At 33.2% G+C, this 21,904-nt stretch carries 16 protein-coding genes and 1 riboswitch; of the genes, 9 read left to right on the top strand and 7 right to left on the bottom strand.

The window, feature by feature from the left end; all coding sequences use genetic code 11:
- Positions 1-26: 26 nt before the first annotated feature.
- Positions 27-1,274: a HEAT repeat domain-containing protein gene (locus Anndu_RS16900; protein WP_464102311.1), complete on the bottom strand. Its 1,248-nt coding sequence runs from the start codon at positions 1,272-1,274 to the stop codon at positions 27-29.
- A gap of 144 nt (positions 1,275-1,418) precedes the next feature.
- On the opposite strand from Anndu_RS16900, the gene Anndu_RS16895 reads away from it, so the two are divergent.
- Positions 1,419-2,090: an NfeD family protein gene (locus tag Anndu_RS16895; protein ID WP_464102310.1), complete on the top strand. Its 672-nt coding sequence runs from the start codon at positions 1,419-1,421 to the stop codon at positions 2,088-2,090.
- An 87-nt stretch (positions 2,091-2,177) separates the two neighbouring features.
- On the opposite strand, the gene Anndu_RS16890 is transcribed toward Anndu_RS16895, so the two are convergent.
- The 3 genes from Anndu_RS16890 to Anndu_RS16880 all read right to left on the bottom strand — a co-directional run bounded on the left by Anndu_RS16890 (position 2,178) and on the right by Anndu_RS16880 (position 7,284).
- Positions 2,178-4,520: a pectinesterase family protein gene (locus tag Anndu_RS16890; RefSeq protein WP_464102309.1), complete on the bottom strand. Its 2,343-nt coding sequence runs from the start codon at positions 4,518-4,520 to the stop codon at positions 2,178-2,180.
- A 459-nt stretch (positions 4,521-4,979) separates the two neighbouring features.
- Entirely contained in the window at positions 4,980-6,479 is a 1,500-nt protein-coding gene (locus Anndu_RS16885; protein ID WP_464102308.1) for a protein kinase domain-containing protein, read from the bottom strand.
- A gap of 175 nt (positions 6,480-6,654) precedes the next feature.
- On the bottom strand, positions 6,655-7,284 hold the full coding sequence (locus Anndu_RS16880) for an alpha/beta hydrolase (RefSeq protein WP_464102307.1): 630 nt from the start codon (positions 7,282-7,284) through the stop codon (positions 6,655-6,657).
- A 142-nt stretch (positions 7,285-7,426) separates the two neighbouring features.
- Between Anndu_RS16880 and sbcD the strand changes: the two genes are divergently transcribed.
- On the top strand, positions 7,427-8,656 hold the full coding sequence (sbcD, locus tag Anndu_RS16875) for an exonuclease subunit SbcD (RefSeq protein ID WP_464102306.1): 1,230 nt from the start codon (positions 7,427-7,429) through the stop codon (positions 8,654-8,656).
- Here sbcD and Anndu_RS16870 read toward each other — a convergent pair.
- Positions 8,640-9,545: an esterase/lipase family protein gene (locus Anndu_RS16870; protein WP_464102305.1), complete on the bottom strand. Its 906-nt coding sequence runs from the start codon at positions 9,543-9,545 to the stop codon at positions 8,640-8,642. The two genes, sbcD and Anndu_RS16870, sit on opposite strands and share 17 nt — an antisense overlap.
- 163 nt (positions 9,546-9,708) lie before the next feature.
- Here Anndu_RS16870 and Anndu_RS16865 point away from each other — a divergent pair, with 163 nt between their 5' ends.
- Positions 9,709-10,785, top strand: coding sequence for a ligand-binding sensor domain-containing protein (locus tag Anndu_RS16865; RefSeq protein ID WP_464102304.1), 1,077 nt, complete (start codon positions 9,709-9,711; stop codon positions 10,783-10,785).
- Between the two features lie 116 nt (positions 10,786-10,901).
- Here the strand turns inward: Anndu_RS16865 and thiC are convergent, their stop codons facing one another.
- Positions 10,902-12,287, bottom strand: a complete 1,386-nt coding sequence (thiC, locus tag Anndu_RS16860) for a phosphomethylpyrimidine synthase (protein WP_464102303.1) — start codon at positions 12,285-12,287, stop codon at positions 10,902-10,904.
- 9 nt (positions 12,288-12,296) lie between these two features.
- Positions 12,297-12,394, bottom strand: a riboswitch (TPP riboswitch).
- Positions 12,395-12,707: 313 nt separating this feature from the next.
- Between thiC and tcmP the strand changes: the two genes are divergently transcribed.
- From tcmP to Anndu_RS16830, 6 genes are all read left to right on the top strand, one after another.
- On the top strand, positions 12,708-14,021 hold the full coding sequence (tcmP, locus tag Anndu_RS16855; RefSeq protein WP_464102302.1) for a three-Cys-motif partner protein TcmP: 1,314 nt from the start codon (positions 12,708-12,710) through the stop codon (positions 14,019-14,021).
- Positions 14,022-14,053: 32 nt separating this feature from the next.
- On the top strand, positions 14,054-14,989 hold the full coding sequence (locus Anndu_RS16850) for an SPL family radical SAM protein (RefSeq protein ID WP_464102301.1): 936 nt from the start codon (positions 14,054-14,056) through the stop codon (positions 14,987-14,989).
- 33 nt (positions 14,990-15,022) lie between these two features.
- Entirely contained in the window at positions 15,023-15,958 is a 936-nt protein-coding gene (locus Anndu_RS16845; RefSeq protein WP_464102300.1) for a restriction endonuclease, read from the top strand.
- Positions 15,959-16,138: 180 nt separating this feature from the next.
- Positions 16,139-16,957, top strand: coding sequence for a peptidoglycan editing factor PgeF (gene pgeF, locus Anndu_RS16840; protein WP_464102299.1), 819 nt, complete (start codon positions 16,139-16,141; stop codon positions 16,955-16,957).
- A 142-nt stretch (positions 16,958-17,099) separates the two neighbouring features.
- Complete coding sequence (gene panB / locus Anndu_RS16835) at positions 17,100-17,867, top strand: 3-methyl-2-oxobutanoate hydroxymethyltransferase (RefSeq protein WP_464102298.1); 768 nt, start codon at positions 17,100-17,102, stop codon at positions 17,865-17,867.
- A 72-nt stretch (positions 17,868-17,939) separates the two neighbouring features.
- Positions 17,940-19,280 (top strand): cytochrome c biogenesis protein, encoded by a 1,341-nt coding sequence (locus tag Anndu_RS16830; protein WP_464102297.1) that lies wholly within the window; start codon positions 17,940-17,942, stop codon positions 19,278-19,280.
- Between the two features lie 109 nt (positions 19,281-19,389).
- Here Anndu_RS16830 and glyS read toward each other — a convergent pair whose 3' ends face one another.
- Positions 19,390-21,534: a glycine--tRNA ligase subunit beta gene (gene glyS / locus Anndu_RS16825; RefSeq protein WP_464102296.1), complete on the bottom strand. Its 2,145-nt coding sequence runs from the start codon at positions 21,532-21,534 to the stop codon at positions 19,390-19,392.
- Between the last annotated feature and the right edge of the window lie 370 nt (positions 21,535-21,904).

Below are 21,904 nucleotides of genomic sequence, written 5' to 3'. Positions count from 1 at the left end.
CCTGAACTTACTTTTTGTAAATGGTATTAATTCTGAGGAAAAATTAATTCTTTTTGTTGATCTTGATTGAGGCCTGCTCCTAGTTTTTCTAACGCAATGAAACAGGCATATTTTAAATCCCAAAGATTAGTTTCTAAGGCTTTTTTTAATTCAGGAATTGCTTTTTGATCGCCTATTTCTCCTAAAGAAATTGCTCCAGCTAGACGTGATTTTTGAAATTGTGGCTCTTTATTAAAGAGGGCTTCTTCTAATAAGATATTGTAAGCGGGAGCATATTTTAAGTAACCAAAAAGTTTAATAAAATGATAATGCGCTGTATAATTTTTCTTGGCTTTTTCTTGATAGGATTCTATTAATAATTTAGGGGCTTGTTTTTGATATAATTCAATTATATATTTTGTGGCTAAATAACATCTTTCAAAATCATTGTCATAAAGTTCATTAATTAAAAATTCTAAACTCGGTGTTTGATCATATTGATACAAAAATTTAAAATCTTGAACATGATCTTTTAAAACTGTTTCTAAATGAGGTTTTATACTTTTAAAAGTGATTTGATGATCATTTATTCCTGATTTGGCTAATAATCTGATTGCCCTTAAGCGAAAAACTATTGACACAGGACATTTAATAATTGCCTCTATACCCTCATAATATTCTGAGTCTATTAAGTCTTGAATACAGTCTCGGCGATCGTTACCCTTGGCATGGTAAAGAAAACTCAGAATTTTGGGCATTTGGGAGTAATCTCCCGTCAATCTGGCGAGGGAAGCAATGGCCATACTGGCAATATTTTCGTTAACTGAAGTGGTAAAAGCCTTAATTTTTCTGGCCGCTGGTTGATAATTTAATTCGGTTAAAGATTGAATTATTTTACGATAATTGTAATTTTTTTTCTCTAAAAGCTGAGTTATTTTGTCTAATATTTTTAAATCATTTGTTCCAATTTCAGTGATCGCAGAAACGGCATTTTCTACAATTGAGGGATCTTCATCTTCTAAACATTGAGTTAGTGATTCTAAGCTTTCAATGGCTCTTAATCTTCCTAAACTTTCGATGGCTTTGCGACGAGTCAGGCGATCGTAAAGATGATCACAAGAATTTTCCACTGTGGCGATCAAGGCTTGAATTGATGCTTCACTGGGGAAAAAAGCTAAATAGGAGGCGGCGAGATACTTGTCAGAGGGATCGGGCAGTTGATCTAAAGGGGTTTGTAAAATGGCGATCGCTTCTTCTTGGGTTAAATCAAAAAGAGGCGTAACATGATAATTCATAGTTAAGAAGGTATTTTTATCAATTATAAATATTATAAATTAATTATCATAATTAAAATATAGCAGTCATTTTTATCTGTTGACAATTGACAATTGATTAATGAGGGTTAAAAGTTGTCAATTGTTGATAGCAATACTCAAATTATGTTAAAATTTAAGCAAATAAATTATTATAAAATTGATCATAAAAAACTAATTGTGATGATGTTTAATCTTTATCTTATTTGCTTTATTATTGGGGGAATTTTTGTTAGCTTATCGGCTTTAGGGGGGCTAGATGGAGCAGATTTTGAACTAGAAATTGATCATGATTTTGAGTCTGATGTAGAAATTGTACCTTATGAAGATGAAGATCAAGAAAAAAAATCATTTATTTTATGGCAAAAATTTTTAACAATTTTGCCTATTACTAGCTTAAAATTTTGGACTTTTGGCCTTTGTTTTTTTGGGTTAACTGGCTTGGTTTTTTCTTTCTTAAAAATAGTTAATTCTCAATTAATTATTTTTATTTTATCTCTTTTTGTGGGTTTAACTTGTGGCATTTCGATGGTAACTGTTTTAAGAAATTTGCGAAAAAATCAAGCTAATAGTTTATTAAAAAGTGATGATTTAGCGGGTTTATTCGGAGTTGTGGAAGTTCCTTTTAATCAAGAAAGTAAGGGTAAAATTAGCATTAATATTCAAGGATCAATGCTTGATTGTGTAGCGGTAACTCAAGAGGCTAAAGAATTTCAAAAAGGAGATAAAGTTTTAATTGTGGGGAGAGAAAATAATAAAGTTTGGGTAGTTTCTCAAACTTTACTTGAAGATGAATAAAATATTAATTAATAGTTAGTTAATTAGGTTTTAAATATGATCAAGACTAAACAAAACAAATTTTATTTTTTTTAGTAAAAGGTTACGTCAAATTTTATTATTAGTTTGTTGAATATTAGAAGTATTATCAATATTTAAAGCCTCAAAACCATTACCTGTTAAATCACAATTTGTAATCGTTCCTTGTGCTTGTTGATGGGCAAAAATAGCGTGTTGTTTATTTTGAGTAATTTGACAATTTTTAAGGGTTAAATTGCCATTTTCTCTTATTTCTACCCCTGAAAAAGTATTAGTATAAATTTGGGAATTTTCCACCGTACCAATACCATTTTGATAACAAAGAATGCCCACTTCAGAATTATCATGAATTTTACATTGATTAACATAAGGTGATCCATTATTTTCCATAATAATGCCATGATAACGATTATTATAAATGTCACAATTTTCTATTGAGCCACTACCATAATTATGCACATAAATTCCACTATAACTACCGTCAAAAATTTGACAATTTCTAATATAAGGATTTCCTCTTAATTTGATTTCAATTCCTGATGCTAAAGTTGTTTTTGTAATGGTACAATTTTCAATCGTACCTTTGCCATCTTCATCAATAAAAATTCCCCCCTCAGAAATGGTACATTGATTAATAGAAGGATCGGAAAATTTATAAATACCAATTCCTGAAGATTTATTACCATAAATTAAACAATTTTCTATATAACCGTTGCCATTTTCGTAGGAATAGATCCCATTACCTTGACATTGATAAATTTTACAATTTTTAATCTGAGGATCGGCCCCGCTAGTAATAGCAATTCCCGATAAAGTATTATCATAAATATCGCAATTTGTAACTAAACCTTTAGCATTTTCATAGAAATAAAGACCACTTCCTTTTGTGCTTTGATGAATCCAACAATTTTTAATTTCTGGGCTAGTATTTATGCCATAAATACCAATACAAGCGAGGGAATCTGACACAATATCACAATTTTCTAAAATCAAATTACCCTGACTAATATCAATAGTATAACCATCTTTTTTTTCATCTCCTGCTAATCTTTTAAATGTCATATTTTTGACTTCAGCATAATCAGTGTTCATCCCTAAACAAAAGGAATCTTGACATTGAATAATGATGTTTTCTTTTGTCCCTTCTCCAATAATTTGTAAGGGTTTATTAATTATAAAATAATCTTCATATAATCCGGGTTTAACCATAATAATATTATTAGCTGAGGCGTTAGTAATAGCACTACTAATATTTGTATAATTTCCACTGCCATCTTGTGCGACTGTGATTGTTTCTGCATTGGTAAAATCGGGAGGATTATTATTGTTATTATTGGTGTTGTTCTTATTTTTAAATTTAATATATTTGTTAATTCCAACTGCTAAAAATAAACCTCCTGTCATTAAACCGATTGTGGTTAAAAGCTTTCGGCGATTAATATTAGGATTAAATTGTTGATTTTTGATCACAAAAGTTGGTAAAACACTAGAGGTATTTTGTTCTGTGGGCAGTAAAGAAGGGGGTTTAATTTTAGTTTCAATGGCCTTTAATTGTTGTAAAATAAGTTGAGTAGATTGGGGGCGATTAATAACTTTATCGGCCATTAAATAATCAATAAAATCTGCTAATTCTGGAATAATTTGAGGGGCATGAGAGCGCCAATTTAATGTGTCATTATAACGATCATAAATATCAGGATGAATGGGTGATTTTCCTGTTAATAAATAAACAAAAGTCCGCCCTAAAGCATAAAAATCAGATTGGGGAACAGCATAACCTTTTTCTTGTTCAGGTGGTGCAAAACCGGGGGTAAAAATTCCTGTATTTTGACCGCCTCCTAAGATTGTAGCAGTAACTTGACGTACTGCTCCAAAATCAATTAAAGCTAATTGACCATCGGGGCGTAAAATAATATTAGAAGGTTTAAGATCTCGATGGAAAAAATTATGACTATGGACTTCATTTAAAATATCAATTAATTGTAATAACCATTCTAAAGTTAAGTCTTGATCGATGGGGCGAAATTGTCTTTGTTTTTGATATTCTTCTAAGTCCATACCCTCGATTTTTTCCATGACTAAACAATATAAAGGGGTTTGACTATTGCGGGGAAAATAATTAAAAATACCTTCACCTTTTGGGATACCAGGATGGTTTAAATGGGATAAAACTTCCGCTTCTTTTTGGAATAATTCAAGGGCTTTAGGATGATTATTTGTTAAAAGTTTTAATACTTTTAATTGATGATTATGGATCACTTCATAAGTATTACCAAAACCGCCTTTATCACTTAATAAACCCATGACTTTATAACGTCCATTTAATAATAATTCTGAGCCACAGGAATTACAAAATAATTGTTGATCTTGATTTTCGGGGTTAGTACAATTAGGATTAATACAAAGAGACATAATAATTAGTTATTTGTTATTGGTTATTTGTTATTGATTATTTGTAATAATATTTTAGCATTAGATTCCAAAAAGTCGGTGATTTTGTTAATATTTAAGTGTTATCCTTTATCTGTATAAAAACTCCCCGACTGTTAAAGTAAAGGGTTTTCAAAATCGAATTGTCTGATCTTGATAAACTTTTTTCGATCAGCTTTTGAGGTTATTTTTAATCTTAAGAAACTAAAAAATATAAAAAAATAAATAATTTCTAATAGTAATTAAGTTCAATTTATTGAATGAATTATATTAGAATCGTCAATTTATTGCGAGGCGGTTTAATGCTTTAAGGGATACCTATTAATAATTAAACCTCTTTGAAATTAATTTCAAAGCTAACAGTGATCGTTCAATAAATTGAACTAATATTTGTATTTTATTTATCAATGCCTGTGCTAAAAGAAATAACCAATAACTCAACTATTTTTGAATAACTAAACTATCAGAAAGTAAGTCATGTAAAGCTCTTTTTTTCTCTGTCCAACCTGCACAAAAATAACCGAAATAAAAAATAAGTGAAGAAAGAATTTTTGTCCAATATCTAATATTAGCTTGTCCAAAAGACATCTGATTTCCATGAATATTGGTAACTTTTAAACCCATGATCATTTTACCAATTGTTCCCCCTATTTCTGTTGATTCAAAGAATACATAATAGAGCCATTTTAAAATAATTCCTATTAATAATCCCATCGTTACTATTTTTGATTCACTGTCAAGATCAGAGGGATTAAATAAGATAACTAAACTCATAATAATTCCGGCTATTTGTCCAAAAAAATTTGTGCCTACAATTGTAGCGCCAAGAAATGCGTCACTATCTCCACTTAATAAAAAAAGTGAACTAAAAAATCCACCGATAAAACTAACCCCAATGCCAATTAAAATATTATCTATAATAGCCGCCGTAAAGCGTTTCCAAAAGTTAGCATAAATAACAATTGCTCCCTGATTTTGGGCAGATTTATTAACAATGGTAGCAGGTATTTCTGCCTGTTTTTGATAGCGATTTTCATAGCGATAGGGTGAATTAAATTGTTGATTTATTTGGGTTACTTCTCTTAATAAAGTTGTGGCATCACTAGGCCTTTTGGTTGCTTTTTCGGCCATTAAATAATTAATAAAATTAACTAAACTTGGGGTTAAATTTGTAGCGTATTTTTCCCAATTTAATTCATTATTATAATGATCATAAATTTCTGGATCCGTGGGATTTTTTCCTGTTAATAAAAAAATAAAAGTTCTGCCCAAAGCAAAAAAATCTGATTGTTGTACAGCATAACCTTTTTCTTGTTCAGGGGGGGCATAGCCGGGGGTAAAAATGCCTGTATTTTGCCCTCCTCCCAAAATTGTAGCTGTAACTTGACGTACTGCCCCAAAATCAATTAAAGCTAATTGACCATCGGCGCGTAAAATAATATTAGAAGGTTTAATATCTCGATGAAAAAAGTTATGGCTATGAACTTCATTTAAAATATTAGCTAATTGTAATAACCATTCTAAAGCTAAACTTTGATCTATTGGTTGATTATTGCGTTGTTTTTGATATTCTTCTAAGTCCATTCCCTCAATTTTTTCCATCACTAAACAGTGTAAAGGGGGTTGACTATCTCTGGGAAAATAAGTTATTTCTCCTTCACCTTTAGGTATTCCGGGGTGATTTAATTGGGTTAAAACTTCCGCTTCTTTTTTAAATAATTCTAATGCTTTGGGATGATTATTTGTTAATATTTTAACAACTTTGGGGTGATGATGAGAGTCAATGGCTTCGTAAGTATTGCCAAAACCGCCCTTATCACTTAATAATTTAATAATACGATAACGTCCACTAATCAGAAGTTCTGAGCCACAAGATTGACAAAATAAATTCTGATCTGAATTATTGGGTTGTTTACAATTGGGATTAATACATAAGCTCATGATTATTTGTTATTTGTTATTCGTTATTGGTTAGAATAAATTAACTTATTCAACAATTATCAATTGTCAATTAATAAAATATAGCAGTTCTAAATAGAAAGTGACAAATAATTAGTTTTAAAAAGAAAGCTAAAGCTTTGTTACCAATAACTAATAACAAATAACTAATAACGATTTAAGAATTTTGCTCAATAAATTTTTGCATAACATTTAATGCTTCTTGGGGTATTTCATGCCCCATCAAAGGAAATTCATGATAATTAATTTTCATCCCAATTTCCTTTAATTCATCTCTGGCTTGATGGGAGGCGCTCAAGGGTACTACCTGATCTATTTTTCCATGTACCATTAAAACGGGGGGAAAGGTATGATTTTCAATTATTTCGGGTTGATAATGTAAATAACCGCTAATACTACAAACTCCCGCTAAAGGTAATTGGATCCCCACATCTAAGCACATCGCCCCCCCTTGGGAAAATCCCACCATAAAGGTGCGATCGAGGGGTATGTGTGTTTTTTCCTCTAAAGTTTGTAACCAGTCAAATAAAATGGCTCTACTTTCGGCTAAACCCTGATAATGACTGGTTTCTAGGGCATACCATGCCCTCCCCCCCTGTACTTGAGGATGGGGAAAAGGGGCATTAGGGAATAAAAATTGATAACTGGGTAAATTAAACATCGGCACTAAGCCCACTAGATCATGATAGTTTGCTCCCCAACCATGTAAGGCCACAATTAAATATTCAGGGGATTTTCCATTGGCGGGAGGAAGGGTAATAGTTTCTAAACCTGAGAAAGATGACAAAATAACCTCCTTAAAAAGGGTTAATCAGTTGACAGTTGACGGTGGACAATTGACAATTATCTTGTAAGGGGCTAGAAGCCCATCCCACAAATGACCAATGACTAATGACAAAATCATAACTTATTATTTGTTTAAAAAATAAATGATTAAAATTCTCCATTTATCAGATATTCACATGGGTAGCGGGTTGGCTTACGGTAAAATTAACCCCCAAACGGGGCGTAATACCCGCCTAGAAGACTTTATTAAAGCCCTTGAATTTTGTATTGATCGCGCGATCGAGCTTCCGGTAGATTTAGTTTTATTTGGGGGGGATGCCTTTCCTGATGCTACCCCTGCCCCTTACATCCATGAGGCTTTTGCCGCTCAATTTCGCCGTTTAGCCGATGCCGAGATCCCCACAGTTTTATTAGTGGGCAACCATGATCAACATTCCCAAGGCCATGGGGGGGCAAGTCTCTCTATTTATCGTACTTTAGCCGTTCCGGGGTTTATCGTGGGCGATCGCCTTGCTACCCATTGCATTAACACTAAAAACGGAGAAATACAGGTGATTACCCTTCCTTGGCTTTTAAAAAATACCTTATTAACTCGCCCTGAAACTGAGGGTTTTTCCCTTGAAGAAATTAATCAATTATTAATCAAAAAGCTTGAACCAGCTTTAGAAGCTCAGATTAGAAGACTTAATCCTCAGTTACCCACCGTATTATTAGGACATTTAATGGCTGATCGAGCTAGTTTAGGGGCGGAAAGATTTTTGGCTGTAGGAAAGGGTTTTACTTTGCCCCTATCTTTATTAATACGCTCAGAATTAGATTATGTGGCCTTAGGCCATATTCATAAACATCAAAATCTTAATCCTGACAATAATCCTCCTATTGTTTACGCCGGAAGCATTGAAAGGGTGGATTTTAGTGAAGAAAAAGAAGCAAAAGGTTATGTTTTAATTGAGATGGAAAAAGGCCAAACTCAATGGCAATTTTGCCCCTTACCCGCTCGTAATTTTTGTACGATAGAGATAGATGTATCCGAAAAAGAAGATCCACAAAAAGCAATTTTAAAAGCAATTTTTGCCCACAATATTAAAGATTCATTAGTGCGTTTAATTTATAAATTACGTTGCGATCAAATAGAATTAATTAATCAAACAATCATTCAAGAAGCCTTGCAAGAAGCCCATAATTCAACCATTCGCCCCCAATTAATCAGTCAATTAGCAAGGCCACGCCTCCCCCAATTTAACACAGAAAATACCATTTCTCCCCTCTCAGCATTAAAAACCTATCTTGAACATCGAGAAGATTTAAAAGATATTATGCCAGAAATTTTAGAAGCCGCTCAAGAATTATTATCTACTAATAGTGTAATTTAATCAAATTAAGGGTATTTTGTAACTCTTGACGATGAAGCCACCCCACAAAACCAGCATATAAACAATGATCATTTTGATCTGCTAAAAAAACATGATCAACTTGAGCGGGATTTTTCCATATTTTCAATTTTAAACCACTAGATAAAGTATGATAAATTTGCGCAGATTTAAAATCACGATAATGGGCATCAGTCATGCCCTTAACTTGACGTAAAATAGTAATAAGTTTTTCCCTTTCATCATTAATATTTGTCTTAATTTCTGATAGATTTAATTGCCCTTGCCAAAATTTTTTAATCGTTTCAATCACTAAACAATGATTACGCAAATCTCGATGATTTAAGCCAGATAAACTAATAAATTTTGCCCCTTTAATTAAAGTTGCCCCTTCAATAACCGTGCCATCACTACCATTATCTTTATTACCTGTAATAACTAAAATAGAGACTTTTTGAGCAATTTTTTCCGCTAAATGACGGCGATTTTTGGCCAAATCTTTGGCAATAGTTGGTAACACCCCAAAAGGGTCAACTATTCTGGCTAGATCAGCCCCTCCAATGGGCGATCCTAACAGAATTAAACTATCAATTTTCGGTAATAATTCTTGATATAAATTTAATAATTCAACCCAAATACAACCCCCCAAAGAATGGGCAATAATTCTAATTTTATGATTAGGATATTTAGTTAAAGTTTCTAATAGTTCATTTTCTATTTGTTTAATTAAATTATCAATATTAAGCCAAGTATTAACATACCCTAAATTGGGCATAATAATTTTAGTTTTCGAGTTAGCAAGACTATTAGCCAAAAGTTGAAAACTTTTACTTTCATCATGCCAACCATGTTGAATAAAAAGGACAAATTCTGATTCATTACTACTTATCATTTTAATTTTACCTTCTTTAAAATCAAAAGAGATGATTTAACCGTGATTTTTGGTCAATCTTTCATCTTTATTGTAAAATATAATTTAAGGCTTCAAGCTATTTTTAATACCCTATTTTTGCCGTTGCTTTAAAAGTTTAGTTCCCATGACCTCAAATCGAACTATGATTAAGCCATTCCCTCAATATCTTGCTTTGCTGACTTTAGTGTTAGGTTTTACTACTACCCCTCATGGCTTGACTTTGGCTCAAACTGAAGATAATAATACTACCCCCACCTACATTGATCAAGGGGATTTTGTCCCCGCTTACCCTTATGATAATAACGCTTTACCCCCCGTTAATAATCAAGATTATGCCACAAGAGATTTTCGAGTAACGGCTTTACAAAAGGATCCTACTGGTGATCTCTGGGTGGGATCATGGCTCGGTTTAACTCGCATTAACCCTCATACCGGAGCGATCGTAGCCCGTGTGAGTTTACCTAACTATCGCATTGAAACCATGACGATGGATCGAATGAATCGTTTATGGGTAGGCACTGAACAGGGTTTATATCGAGTTGATCCCCGTTCTAATCAGGTAACAGCCCAAAATATCATTTTACCATCCACTCGCATTTTATCCTTATTGGTGGATCATCGTGGTTATTTATGGGTAGGTACGGATCGGGGTTTAGCCTTACTCAGCCCCGATCAGGGCTTATTAATGACCACTTTACAGGATTTACCCGGAGTCAGCGCCAATAGTTTAACTTTAGATAATGATCGTAATTTATGGGTAGGAACTTTAGAGGGTTTAGTGAGGGTAAATACGGCTAATGCGTTTATTACGGGAAGACAAGCCAATATTCAAGGTAGTGTGGTGCAAACTTTAGCCACCGCACCCGATGGTAAAATTTGGGCCGGTACTATAAATAGTTTATTAGTCATTGCTCCTAATACCCGTGAAGTGTTGCGATCGGTCACACCTTTCAGGGGGCAAAATGTTCAATCTTTGAGTTTTGATCAAGATGGCACCTTGTGGGTAGGCACAGAAAACGGCTTATTAAGAATTAATCCTGATACGGGGGCAGTGATCGCTAGACTGGCCAACCTTCCTTCCAATCGAATTTTATCATTATCTCCTGACACGGGTAATAAATTATGGATTGGTACTTCTGAAGGTTTAGTTTGGTTGAGTGGATCGGGGATCTTACGTCCCCATTTAGCTTTTGTGAGGGAAGCGCCGGAGAATTTTTAAGAAAATTTGATTAGTCAACCCCCCTTCGCCTCCCCTTGAAAAGCAGAGCATTTTTTAAAGGGCATTTTCAAAGTCCGGGACAGGGGGGTTAGAATATAAGCTTAAATCCTCTTTATTTAAACAGTTTGTAATTGTTTTTTAGCATCTTCTTGAGCTAAGAATTTTTCTAATTCCGTTAATGCGTCTGCATCCATTTTAGTCTGCATCGGACAGAATTTAGGCCCACACATGGAGCAAAATTCCGCTTCTTTATAAATATCCGCAGGTAAAGTCTCGTCATGATATTCCCTTGCTCTGTCTGGGTCTAAGGATAACTCAAATTGACGATTCCAGTCAAAATTATAACGGGCTTTGGATAATTCATCATCTCGATCGCGCGCACCTTGACGATGACGGGCAATATCGGCCGCATGAGCCGCTATTTTATAGGCAATTAAACCATTGCGCACATCTTCGGCGTTAGGTAAGCCTAAATGCTCTTTCGGAGTAACATAACATAACATGGCCGTACCATACCATCCCGCCATGGCCGCACCGATCGCGCTGGTGATATGATCATAACCGGGGGCAATATCAGTTACTAAGGGGCCTAAAACATAGAAAGGAGCTTCAGAGCATTCTTCCATCTGTTTACGCACATTAAACTCAATTTGATCCATCGGTACATGGCCAGGCCCTTCCACCATTACCTGTACATCATGTTCCCATGCACGGCGGGTTAATTGACCTAAAGTTTTAAGTTCAGAAAGTTGAGCCTCATCGGAAGCGTCATGGGTACATCCGGGGCGTAAAGAATCCCCTAAACTGAAGGAAACATCATACTTTTTGAAGATTTGGATAATATCATCAAAGTGAGTATACAGAGGATTCTGCTTGTGATGATGTAACATCCAACGGGCAATAATACCGCCACCACGAGACACAATACCAGTGATCCGACTACGCACAAGGGGTAAATATTCAATTAATAAACCCGCATGGATGGTCATATAGTCAACCCCTTGTTGGGCGTGTTTCTCAATAATATGGAGAAAGTCGTCAGGGGTTAAATTTTCGATGCGTCCATGAACAGACTCTAAAGCCTGATAAATGGGAACAGTACCAATGGGTACGGGAGACGCTTTAATAATAGCGGTGCGGATCTCATCTAAGTTACCGCCTCCGGTGGATAGATCCATCACCGTATCAGCACCATATTTAACCGCTAGGTTTAATTTATCCACTTCTTCCTGTAAATTAGAGGAGTTAGGAGAAGCGCCAATATTAGCATTAACCTTACATTTAGAAGCGATCCCGATGGCCATTGGCTCTAAATTAGTATGATTAATATTAGCGGGAATAATCATGCGGCCTCTAGCCACTTCTTCCCGAATTAACTCAGGAGGGAGATTTTCCCGTTTTGCCACATAGTGCATTTCTTCAGTGATCAAACCTTGACGGGCGTAGTGCATTTGGGACACATTTTCCTGACCACGCCGTTTCGCAACCCATTCAGTTCTCATATTAAAAGTTCCTTAAATAAACAGCTTCCCTCCGCTGGTCTGAACCAGACTCAGGTTCTAAGGGTATTTCTCAGCCTGATCTTACTCAGACACCCCTAGCTTTAATGGAAAATTATATCACAATTCACAATTGATCGCACAAAGAAATTATTAATAACAGCAATTCTCATTTTAAACAATAAGGTTATATGATTTAGAAATCAAAAAGAAATAATGATTAATTGTTGAGAAATAAGTAATAATCTAGTAGTTAATGTTAATGATACTTGTGATATTATTTGCATTGATATTGATTATACTTAATCAAATGTTACCATTAATCAATTAGAAAAACTAGCTTAAGTGTTATAATAGGTTAATGTTGACGATTATTACATTTTAAGTGATAAAATTAGATATAATAATTAAGGAGAGTCAATTATGAGTAAATCTAATACTACATGGTCTGCTGATGGTAAAACTATTCTCACAATAGAACCTCATACTAAAACTAAACATTTATTAACGGAACAATATGTTATTGATTATATTTATACTCTTTATGGACAACCTTTTCCTCGTGGAATCAATACTTTTACATTTATTGATGGCTTTTGTGGTGGAGGTATTTATCACGATCCAGAATCAAATGATAAATGGTATGGCTCACCAATTCGTTTAATTAATGCAGTTAAAGAAGGCTATTTAAAATCTCAACCACGACATCATTCTTTAGATGTAAAATTTATTTTTATTGATAGCAAAAAAGCTCATTTGAATTGTCTAAAAAATTTTGTTTTTCCAGAAGCAGGTTTTGGACAATTGTTAGATGAAGAAAAACATATTATTGAGAGATTTCAAGAAGAAAATTTAACAGTTGAGTGCGAATTTATTTGTGATGAATTTGAAAATAGAGTTGATTATTGTTGTTCAGTTGCCAAAAATAGAAAAGGAAATTCATTATTTTTTCTTGATCCTTTTGGTTGGTCTGATGTTTCTATGAATAGTTTTAGAAAAATAAATAGTCTTAAAAATTCAGAAATTATTTATACATTTATGATTGATTATATCTACAGATTTATTGATGGGATAAGCTGGACAGGTAGAGAAGCCTTTAACAAAATACTTGAAGCAGATGGATATTTTGATATTAATGAACTTAGAAATTTAGATAAATTTGGAGAACAAGCATTTTATCGAAATGAGTTAATGAGATTATTAAGAGATCGAGGAAATGCAAAAAAAATAATTACATTTGCAATGATGTCTAAATATGAACACAGAGTTGAATATTATTTAGTTCATATTTGTCATCATTTAAGAGCATTAGAAGTCATGAAAGATGGTAGTTGGAAATTTAATAATTTAGACTATCAATATAATTATGAAGTTTATGGTTATGGATTTAATACAGCATCTTATTATCAAGAAAATCAACTAGATTTGAAATTTGATATTAGTCAAGATGGTGATCAACTTTGTATTAATAAACTAAATAATAATATTTTTAATATGATTAATCATAATCCAGAAGCTTTTAGTTTTAAACAACTTTGTGAGAGAACAATGGAGCTTAATCCTGCCATTAGAAAACATTATTATGAATCTCTAAAAATTTTAAGAGAAGACAAAGTAATTAAAGTTAAAAGAAATGGGAAAATAACGAATAGTTTGAAATTAGAAAATAATGATATAATTGAAAGAGTTGAACAAAAACTAATATTTCCAACTTTTAATTTTAGAAAAAATTTTTAAAAGTAAAATATCAAAAATAATGAAAACTAATTATGATTACTGGAACAGAAAAAATTGTTAATCCACTTCAAAAGAGTGCATTAAATAAAAAAAGTTTATGTGATTATGTTGTTAATATAGCTTCTGGATGTCTTCATGGCTGTACATTTTGCTATGTACCTTCGACTCCGAGTATTAGAACACAACAAAAAAAATTACATCAAAAAGGAGTAGAAAATCCTCAATTAGATTGGGGAAAATATCTATTTGTTAGAGAAGGAATACCTGAAAAATTAGATCAAATTTTAAGTAGAAAAAGAACATGGGAAAAAACCCCTTCAGGGAAAGGCGTTGTTTTACTTTGTTCGGGAACTGATCCTTATCAAAATAAACAAATAGCTAAAATTACTCGTCAAACGATTGAAGTTTTGCTTAAACATAATAAAAAAATTAGAATTTTAACTCGTGGTTTATTATGGCAAAATGATTTAGATATTTTAGTTAATCCTAATATTACATTAGGCATGAGTATTCCTTGTATTAATGATGAATTATTAAAAAAAATTGAAATTAATGCTCCCTTATCATCTGATAGATATAAAGCATTAGAAAAAGGATATAAAGCCAATTGTCGTTTATACATTGCTATGGCTCCGACTCCTCCTTTAATGACATTAGATGACTTTAAATTTAATTTAGAAAAATTTATGAAAATTAATCCAGAAGTAATATTTTGGGAGCCAATTAATGCCAGAGGAAGTAATGGAAATAGAATGTTAGCCGCAGGTTTAGATTTTGCTAAATTAGTTATGACTAGACAATCATGGGCTGAGACTTTTATTAAACAATGGGAATTTCTTGAAATAGCGGGAAAAGAATTAGGATGTTTAGAAAAAATACACTTCTGGCCAGACCCTTCTTTAAAAGGATTTGTTGATCAAGAAAAAATTAATCAATGGCTTTATAGGCCAACAGTAGAAAAATGGTAAACTAAAAAAATTAATAATAATCTAAATAAAAAAATGGCTATTCCTGATTTTCAAACTATTATGCTTCCCTTACTTAAATATTATGCAGAAGTTCATGATGAAATAACGATGAATGATGCTACCGAATATTTAAGTACAATTTTTAACTTAACAGAAGATGAAATTAAAGAAATTTTATCTAGTGGAGTTCAAACTCGTTTTTTAAATCGGGTTTGTTGGGCTTCCATCTATTTAAAAAAAGCTGAATTAGTTGAATCAACTAGACGAGGTTATAGTAAAATCACTCAATCAGGATTAGATTTATTAAAAACTAATCCTATTAAAATTGACATAAAATTTTTAGAACAATATCCAAGCTTTCAAGAGTTTAGAAAATTAAAAGGTACTCGTAAAAAGAAAAATAATTCTGATGAAGAAAATTTAGATTCAAATGATAATAATTCGATTACTCCGGCCGAAGCTTTAGAGGAAGCTTATCAAACTTTAAGAGATGAATTAGCAGATGAAATTTTAGAGAAAGTTAAATCAATAAATCCTTATTTTTTTGAAAAATTAGTAGTTGAATTATTAGTTAAAATGGGCTATGGAGGCTCTAAAATTGATGCAGGAAAAGCGATCGGTAAATCAGGAGATGGTGGTATAGATGGCTTTATTAAAGAAGATAAATTAGGTTTAGATGTCATCTATATTCAGGCAAAAAGATGGACAGAAAATGCAGTTTCTCGTCCTCAAGTTCAACAGTTTGCAGGTGCGTTAGCAGGGAAAAAAGCGAATAAAGGAATTTTTATTACTACCTCAAGATTTACCCAAGAAGCTATAGATTATGTTAAGCAAATTACCAGTAAAATTGTGTTAATTGATGGTGAACAATTAGCTCAATTAATGATAGATTATGATGTGGGAGTTGCTTCTGCTTCTATTTATTGTGTAAAAAAAATAGATTCGGATTATTTTGAGGAGGGAATTTAATTTTTGAATATAAATAAGTTAGAATTAATTAAAAATAATTAATTTAATTGTTAATAATTATTGGCCTTGATTGGTAAAACATAAAAATATGATTACTTTTGAAAAAAAATTTTAATATTAATCAAATATAAAATATAATAATAATTTAATATCCAAAGTTCTGTACTTATTACTTAAATTATGCTTTCACATCCTCAAAATAATAATGTAAATTGGCAATGGCAAGAGTGGGAAGGTTTATCCTATCTCACCTGTGAATTATTAGAGCCTTGGTCTCATGGTTTTTTTACTCAACAATTTTCGCCCCGTTTACCTGAAGATTTAATTCCTATTTTAGACCCTTTTGCTAATAGTTATCGGGTTAAACAAGTTCATGGAAATCAAATTTTAATGCCCGATCAAATTCATGAACATTTACAACTTAATCATCCTGAAATTCTTTTACCATCGGCTGATGGAGTCATTTCAACTAAAGAAAAACAAGGGGTCTGGGTGGCCACGGCTGACTGTACTCCTGTTTTAATCGCCGATCGCTCCACTGGTCAAGTAGCGGCCATTCATGCGGGGTGGCGTGGTACGGCTCAAAGAATTGTACCAGAGGGAATTAGTAAATTTTTAAATTTTGGTAGTAATTTAAAGGATTTAGTGATTGTGATGGGTCCCGCTATTTCAGGTAAAGTTTATCAGGTTTCTGAGGATGTTGCCGTAGAAGTGGGTTTAAGTTTTTTAAATAATACTAATATTAGTAATAAAAAAGATATTTTAGACGCATTACATAATCTTAATAATTCTCCCTTATTACCCGATGAAAATGAGGGTAAAGTACGTTTAGATGTGAGGACAATCAACTGGTTACAGTTAAAAGAAATGGGTTTGAAAGATGAACAGATAGCGATCGCGCCCTATTGTACCTATCAACAACCGGAACATTTCTTTTCCTATCGTCGCACCCAACAAAAAAAGGTACAATGGTCAGGAATTGTTAGTAATATGGTTTAATCTTGTCCCCTTTTTTTTTGATTAATTAATATTAAAAATAAGTGAAAAATCTAATCAGAAAAAAGTTATAATGATTGTCATAGACAAAAGCTGTAATTGATATTATCTATTTATTTAATATTTATTATTAATAACTTAACTAATGGCTGTTACCGTACAAAAATTATTACAATGGAAACAAAAAAGTCGTTCAATCAGTTGTTTAACGGCTTGGGATTATGCGATCGCTTCGTTATTGGATCAGGCCGGAGTTGATATTATTTTAGTGGGTGATTCCTTGGCTAACGTGGCTTTAGGCTATTCCACTACTTTACCCGTCACTTTAGAACAAATGATCTATCATACTCAGGCCGTTTGTCGTGGAGTCAAAAGGGCTTTAGTTGTCTGCGATCTGCCGTTTTTAAGTTATCAGGAAAGCATACCCCAAGCCCTTCGCTCGGCCGGGCGAGTCTTAAAAGAAACTAACGCCCAAGCGGTTAAGTTAGAAGGCGGTCATCCTGCCATGATTGAAACGGTTGAAAAGCTTACCCAGATAGGGATTCCCGTCATGGCACATCTTGGTTTAACCCCCCAGTCAATCCATCTTTTAGGCTTAAAAAAACAGGGGACAACCCCTGAAAGTTCGGCCTTACTAATGGATCAGGCGATCGCCTTGCAACAGGCCGGAGCTTTTTCTCTGGTTTTAGAGCATATCTCAGACTCATTAGCCTCTGAAATAACTCAAAAATTAACCATTCCTACGATCGGCATCGGAGCGGGGCAATGTTGTGATGGGCAAGTGTTAGTAACGGCTGATCTCCTTGGTTTAACGGAAACTCAGCCTCCTTTTGCCCAACCTTATCTTAATCTGCGATCGCTGATTATTGAAACAGTAGAAAAATATATTGAAAATGTGCGAAAAATCAATTGACAATTGACAATGGACAATTGACAATGATTTAAGATTTAAAATAAAAAATTAATTGCAATTAATGAATTAAATATGACTGATTCTAATGTATCTTTTAATCAAAATTTATTGAATTTTCCTCAACAAATTTTCAAAAAAACAATTAAAATTATCGCTGATTTAAGATTAGCAATTATTCTTTTATTATTATTAGCAATTTTTAGTATTACCGGAACAATTATTGAACAGGGAGAAAGTTTAGCATTTTATCAAGCTAATTATCCAGAAAGTCCCGCTTTATTTGGCTTTTTAACATGGAAAGTTATTAATTTTGTTGGTTTAGATCATGTTTATTCAACCAGTTGGTTTTTGGGGTTAATGGTGTTATTTGGTAGTAGCTTAACTGCCTGTACTTTTACTCGTCAAGTCCCCGCTTTAAAGGCCGCTAAAAATTGGCAATTTTATCATAAACCCCGTCAATTTGAAAAACTAGCTTTTTCTACGGAATTAGAAAAAGGTTCTCTCAATTCTTTGACTCTTATTTTACAAAAAAAAGGCTATAAAATCTTTCAAGAAAATGATAGTTTATATGCCAGAAAAGGTATTATTGGCAAGATCGGGCCGATTATTGTTCACTTAGGAATGATTGTAATTTTATTAGGTGCAATTTGGGGATTGTTTACGGGTTTTAAAGCTCAAGAAATGATTGAAAGTGGCCAAACTTTTCGAGTTAAAAATATTATTGAAGCTGGTCTTTTGGCCGATTCAAATATTCCTAAAGATTGGCAAGTTAAAGTTAATCGTTTTTGGATTGATTATACTCCAGATGGGGTAATTGATCAATTTTATTCTGATTTATCAGTGATTGATTTAGAGGGTAAAGAATTAGACAGAAAAACTATTTTTGTTAATCAACCTTTACGCTATGATGGTGTTACTTTGTATCAAACAAGTTGGGGTATTTCATCGGTAAAAGTTCAATTAAATAATAGCCCTATTTTTAAATTACCAATGGCTTTATTACCAACGGAAAATGGTGCTAAAATTTGGGGTACTTTTATCCCCACAAAACCTGATTTAAGTGAGGGTGTTTCCCTCATTACTAAAGACTTACAAGGTACTTTATTTATTTATAATCAAACAGGGGATTTAATCAGTGCGGTGCGCCCAGGTATGACAAAAGAAATTAATGGAGTTAAGGTTAAAATTCATGAATTATTAGGAAGTACGGGTTTACAAATTAAAGCGGATCCGGGCGTTCCAATTGTTTATACTGGTTTTGCTTTATTAATGTTAGGAGTTGTCATGAGTTATGTTTCCCATTCTCAAATTTGGGCTTTACAACAGGGTGATCGCTTTTATTTTGGGGGGAAAACTAACCGCGCTCAAGTGGTTTTTGAACAGGAATTAATGGAGGTAATTGCACAAATTTAAGTTTTAATTTTTTATCTCCAAATTGAAAGATTAATTTTAGTTTTAAAAGTCGGAAATTTTTTAAATCTCCGACTTTTTTATGGTAAATTACTCAAGTAATTGTTACATTTTAACCCTTAACAATTGCTCCAAAATCACCTAAAACAAGGGCATGATTTCTTAATAATCCTAATAGATTTAAACGATTTTTTTGAATGTTAGGATCCTCATCCATCACTAATACACTATTTTCCCCATCAAAAAATTCCGCTACGGTGGGAGCAATGGTTTTTAAACCATCTACTAATTTTTGATAATTTCGCTCTTTTTGTGCATTTTTAGTAATGGAAACTAATTTAACTAAACCTTCATAAAAATTGTTTTCTGAAGACTTTTGAAATAAATTAGTTTTAATAATATTAAGAGGCTCTAAAGTTTGACGATCGAGATCACCTTTAAGTGCCAAACGAGCGGATCTATTAACTGTCTCATAAATGGCTTTTAACTGGCCATCTTGACGAATTTTTTGTAAAAAGATCGCCCGATTTTTTAAGTCTAAAATATCAATTAAAGCCCGATCTAAGGCCTGTTGATCTGTTTCTGCTAACACCGCATTTACCAGATCATAATCAATTTTTAAATCATCTTTTAAGAGGGTGCGTAACCTTTCTCCAAAAAAGTTTTTAACTAAATTTAAAGGTGATTGTTGATCCGGATTGGCAATGGCAAAATCTTTGGCAGTTGCTTCTAAAATCTCTAATAAATTAATCTTTAAATTGCTGTGCCAAATAATATTAATTACCCCATTACTAGCTCGGCGCAATGCAAAAGGATCCGCCGATCCGGTGGGAATTAAACCTAAACCGAAAATATTAACCACCGTATCAAGGCGATCGCTAAGGCCAACTACTTGCCCTGTCAGGCTTTGAGGCATTTTATCCCCTGCCCCCCTTGGTAAATAATGCTCAAAAATTCCTTTCGCTACCTCCGGCGACTCCCCACTCACAAGAGCGTATTTTTCACCCATCACCCCCTGTAACTCAGGAAACTCATAAACCATCTGAGTCACTAGATCGGCTTTACATAGCATGGCTGTACTTTCGATGGCCGTGCGTTGTTTTTGGCTTAATTTGAGTTGATCGCAAATTTGTTGAGCTATTTCCATAATGCGATCTACTTTATCGCGCATTGAGCCTAACTGCTCTTGAAAAGTCACATTTTCTAATTGGGGTAAATAACTGTCTAAATGTTCGTCACAGTCAGCTTTATAGAAAAATTGAGCATCTGCTAATCTGGCTCTGATTACTCTACTATTTCCCTGCGCAATAATTTCTGCTTTTTCGGGATTTCCATTGGCAATAGTGATAAAATAGGGTAAAATTTTACCATTATTTTGATTGTCTTTAATCGGAAAATAACGCTGATGTTTAACCATCACGGTGGTAATAACTTCATCGGGTAAATTCAGAAAATCATCATCAAATTTACCTAAAACTGCGGTTGGATATTCTACTAAGTTAATAACTTCTGCTAATAATTCAGAGGGAATAATTGCTTGACCATTGACATTTTTAGCTAAAGTTTCAATTTGTTCTCTAATTTTTTTCTCTCTGATTTGGGGATCAACCTCAATTTTAGCCCCTCTTAAGGTGTTAACATAATCTTGAGCCTGTGGGATGCTCACTAACTGGGGGTGTAAGACTCGATGGCCACAGGAAAGGCGATCGCTGTTAACGGTGCTTGAGCCATTAACTAAAGTGAGGGGTAAAATTTGATCATCTAAAAGAGCAACTAGCCATCGGATCGGGCGAGGAAAACGCAGATCACCGTCACCCCAACGCATAAAACGTCTGCCCTCTAAACTGGTGATCCAGTGAGGGCTTAATTTTTGTAAAATGGCTGAGGTTAATTGGCCTTTTATTTTTTTCTGAACAAAAATAAATTCGCCTTTACCTGTGTTTCTAAGTTCTATATCCTCTAAATTAATTCCTTGTTTTTTTGCAAACCCTTCTAAAGCAGGAGTAGGTTTTCCATCTTTATAAGCCAAGTTAGCTGGAGGCCCTTTAATTTCTTCTTCCCTGTCGGCCTGTTTTTCCGGTAATCCACTGATAACAAGTGCTAATCTTCGGGGTGTAGCATAAACCTCTATTTTTTCTGAGCTTAAAAAATGCTCCTCTAAACTCCGAGGAATCAGAGTTTTCCACTGAGCGATCGCATCGGCCACAAAATCAGCAGGTAGTTCTTCTGTACCAATTTCTAATAAAAAAGTAGTCATAAGATGATAATTTTAGATAAAGTTTATTGACCAAATTTTAATCATATCAAGAAATGAGCTATTAGTCATTAATCATTGCATATTTGTTATTATTTTTAATTTATTAGTTTTAATTTTTTACTGCTTAGTTATTACTAAATTATAATATGTCTGAAACCCAAAATTAAAAGTTTATGATCTTTCTTGATTTAATTATTATTAAGTCAGTATTTGTAATTAAATCAAAGGTGGGCAATACCCACTAAATTTATTTGATCTTTAAAGAAATTAATCTCCATCATGATAATTCAAAGTTTTTTAAGTTAAAATAGTCAAGATTAAGGTAATTTATCCTTGATTTACTAATGGAATTAATGGGGAAAATTTATAA

Source organism: Annamia dubia NIES-4383 (assembly GCF_055394725.1).
This window is presented reverse-complemented; position numbering and strand designations above follow the sequence as displayed.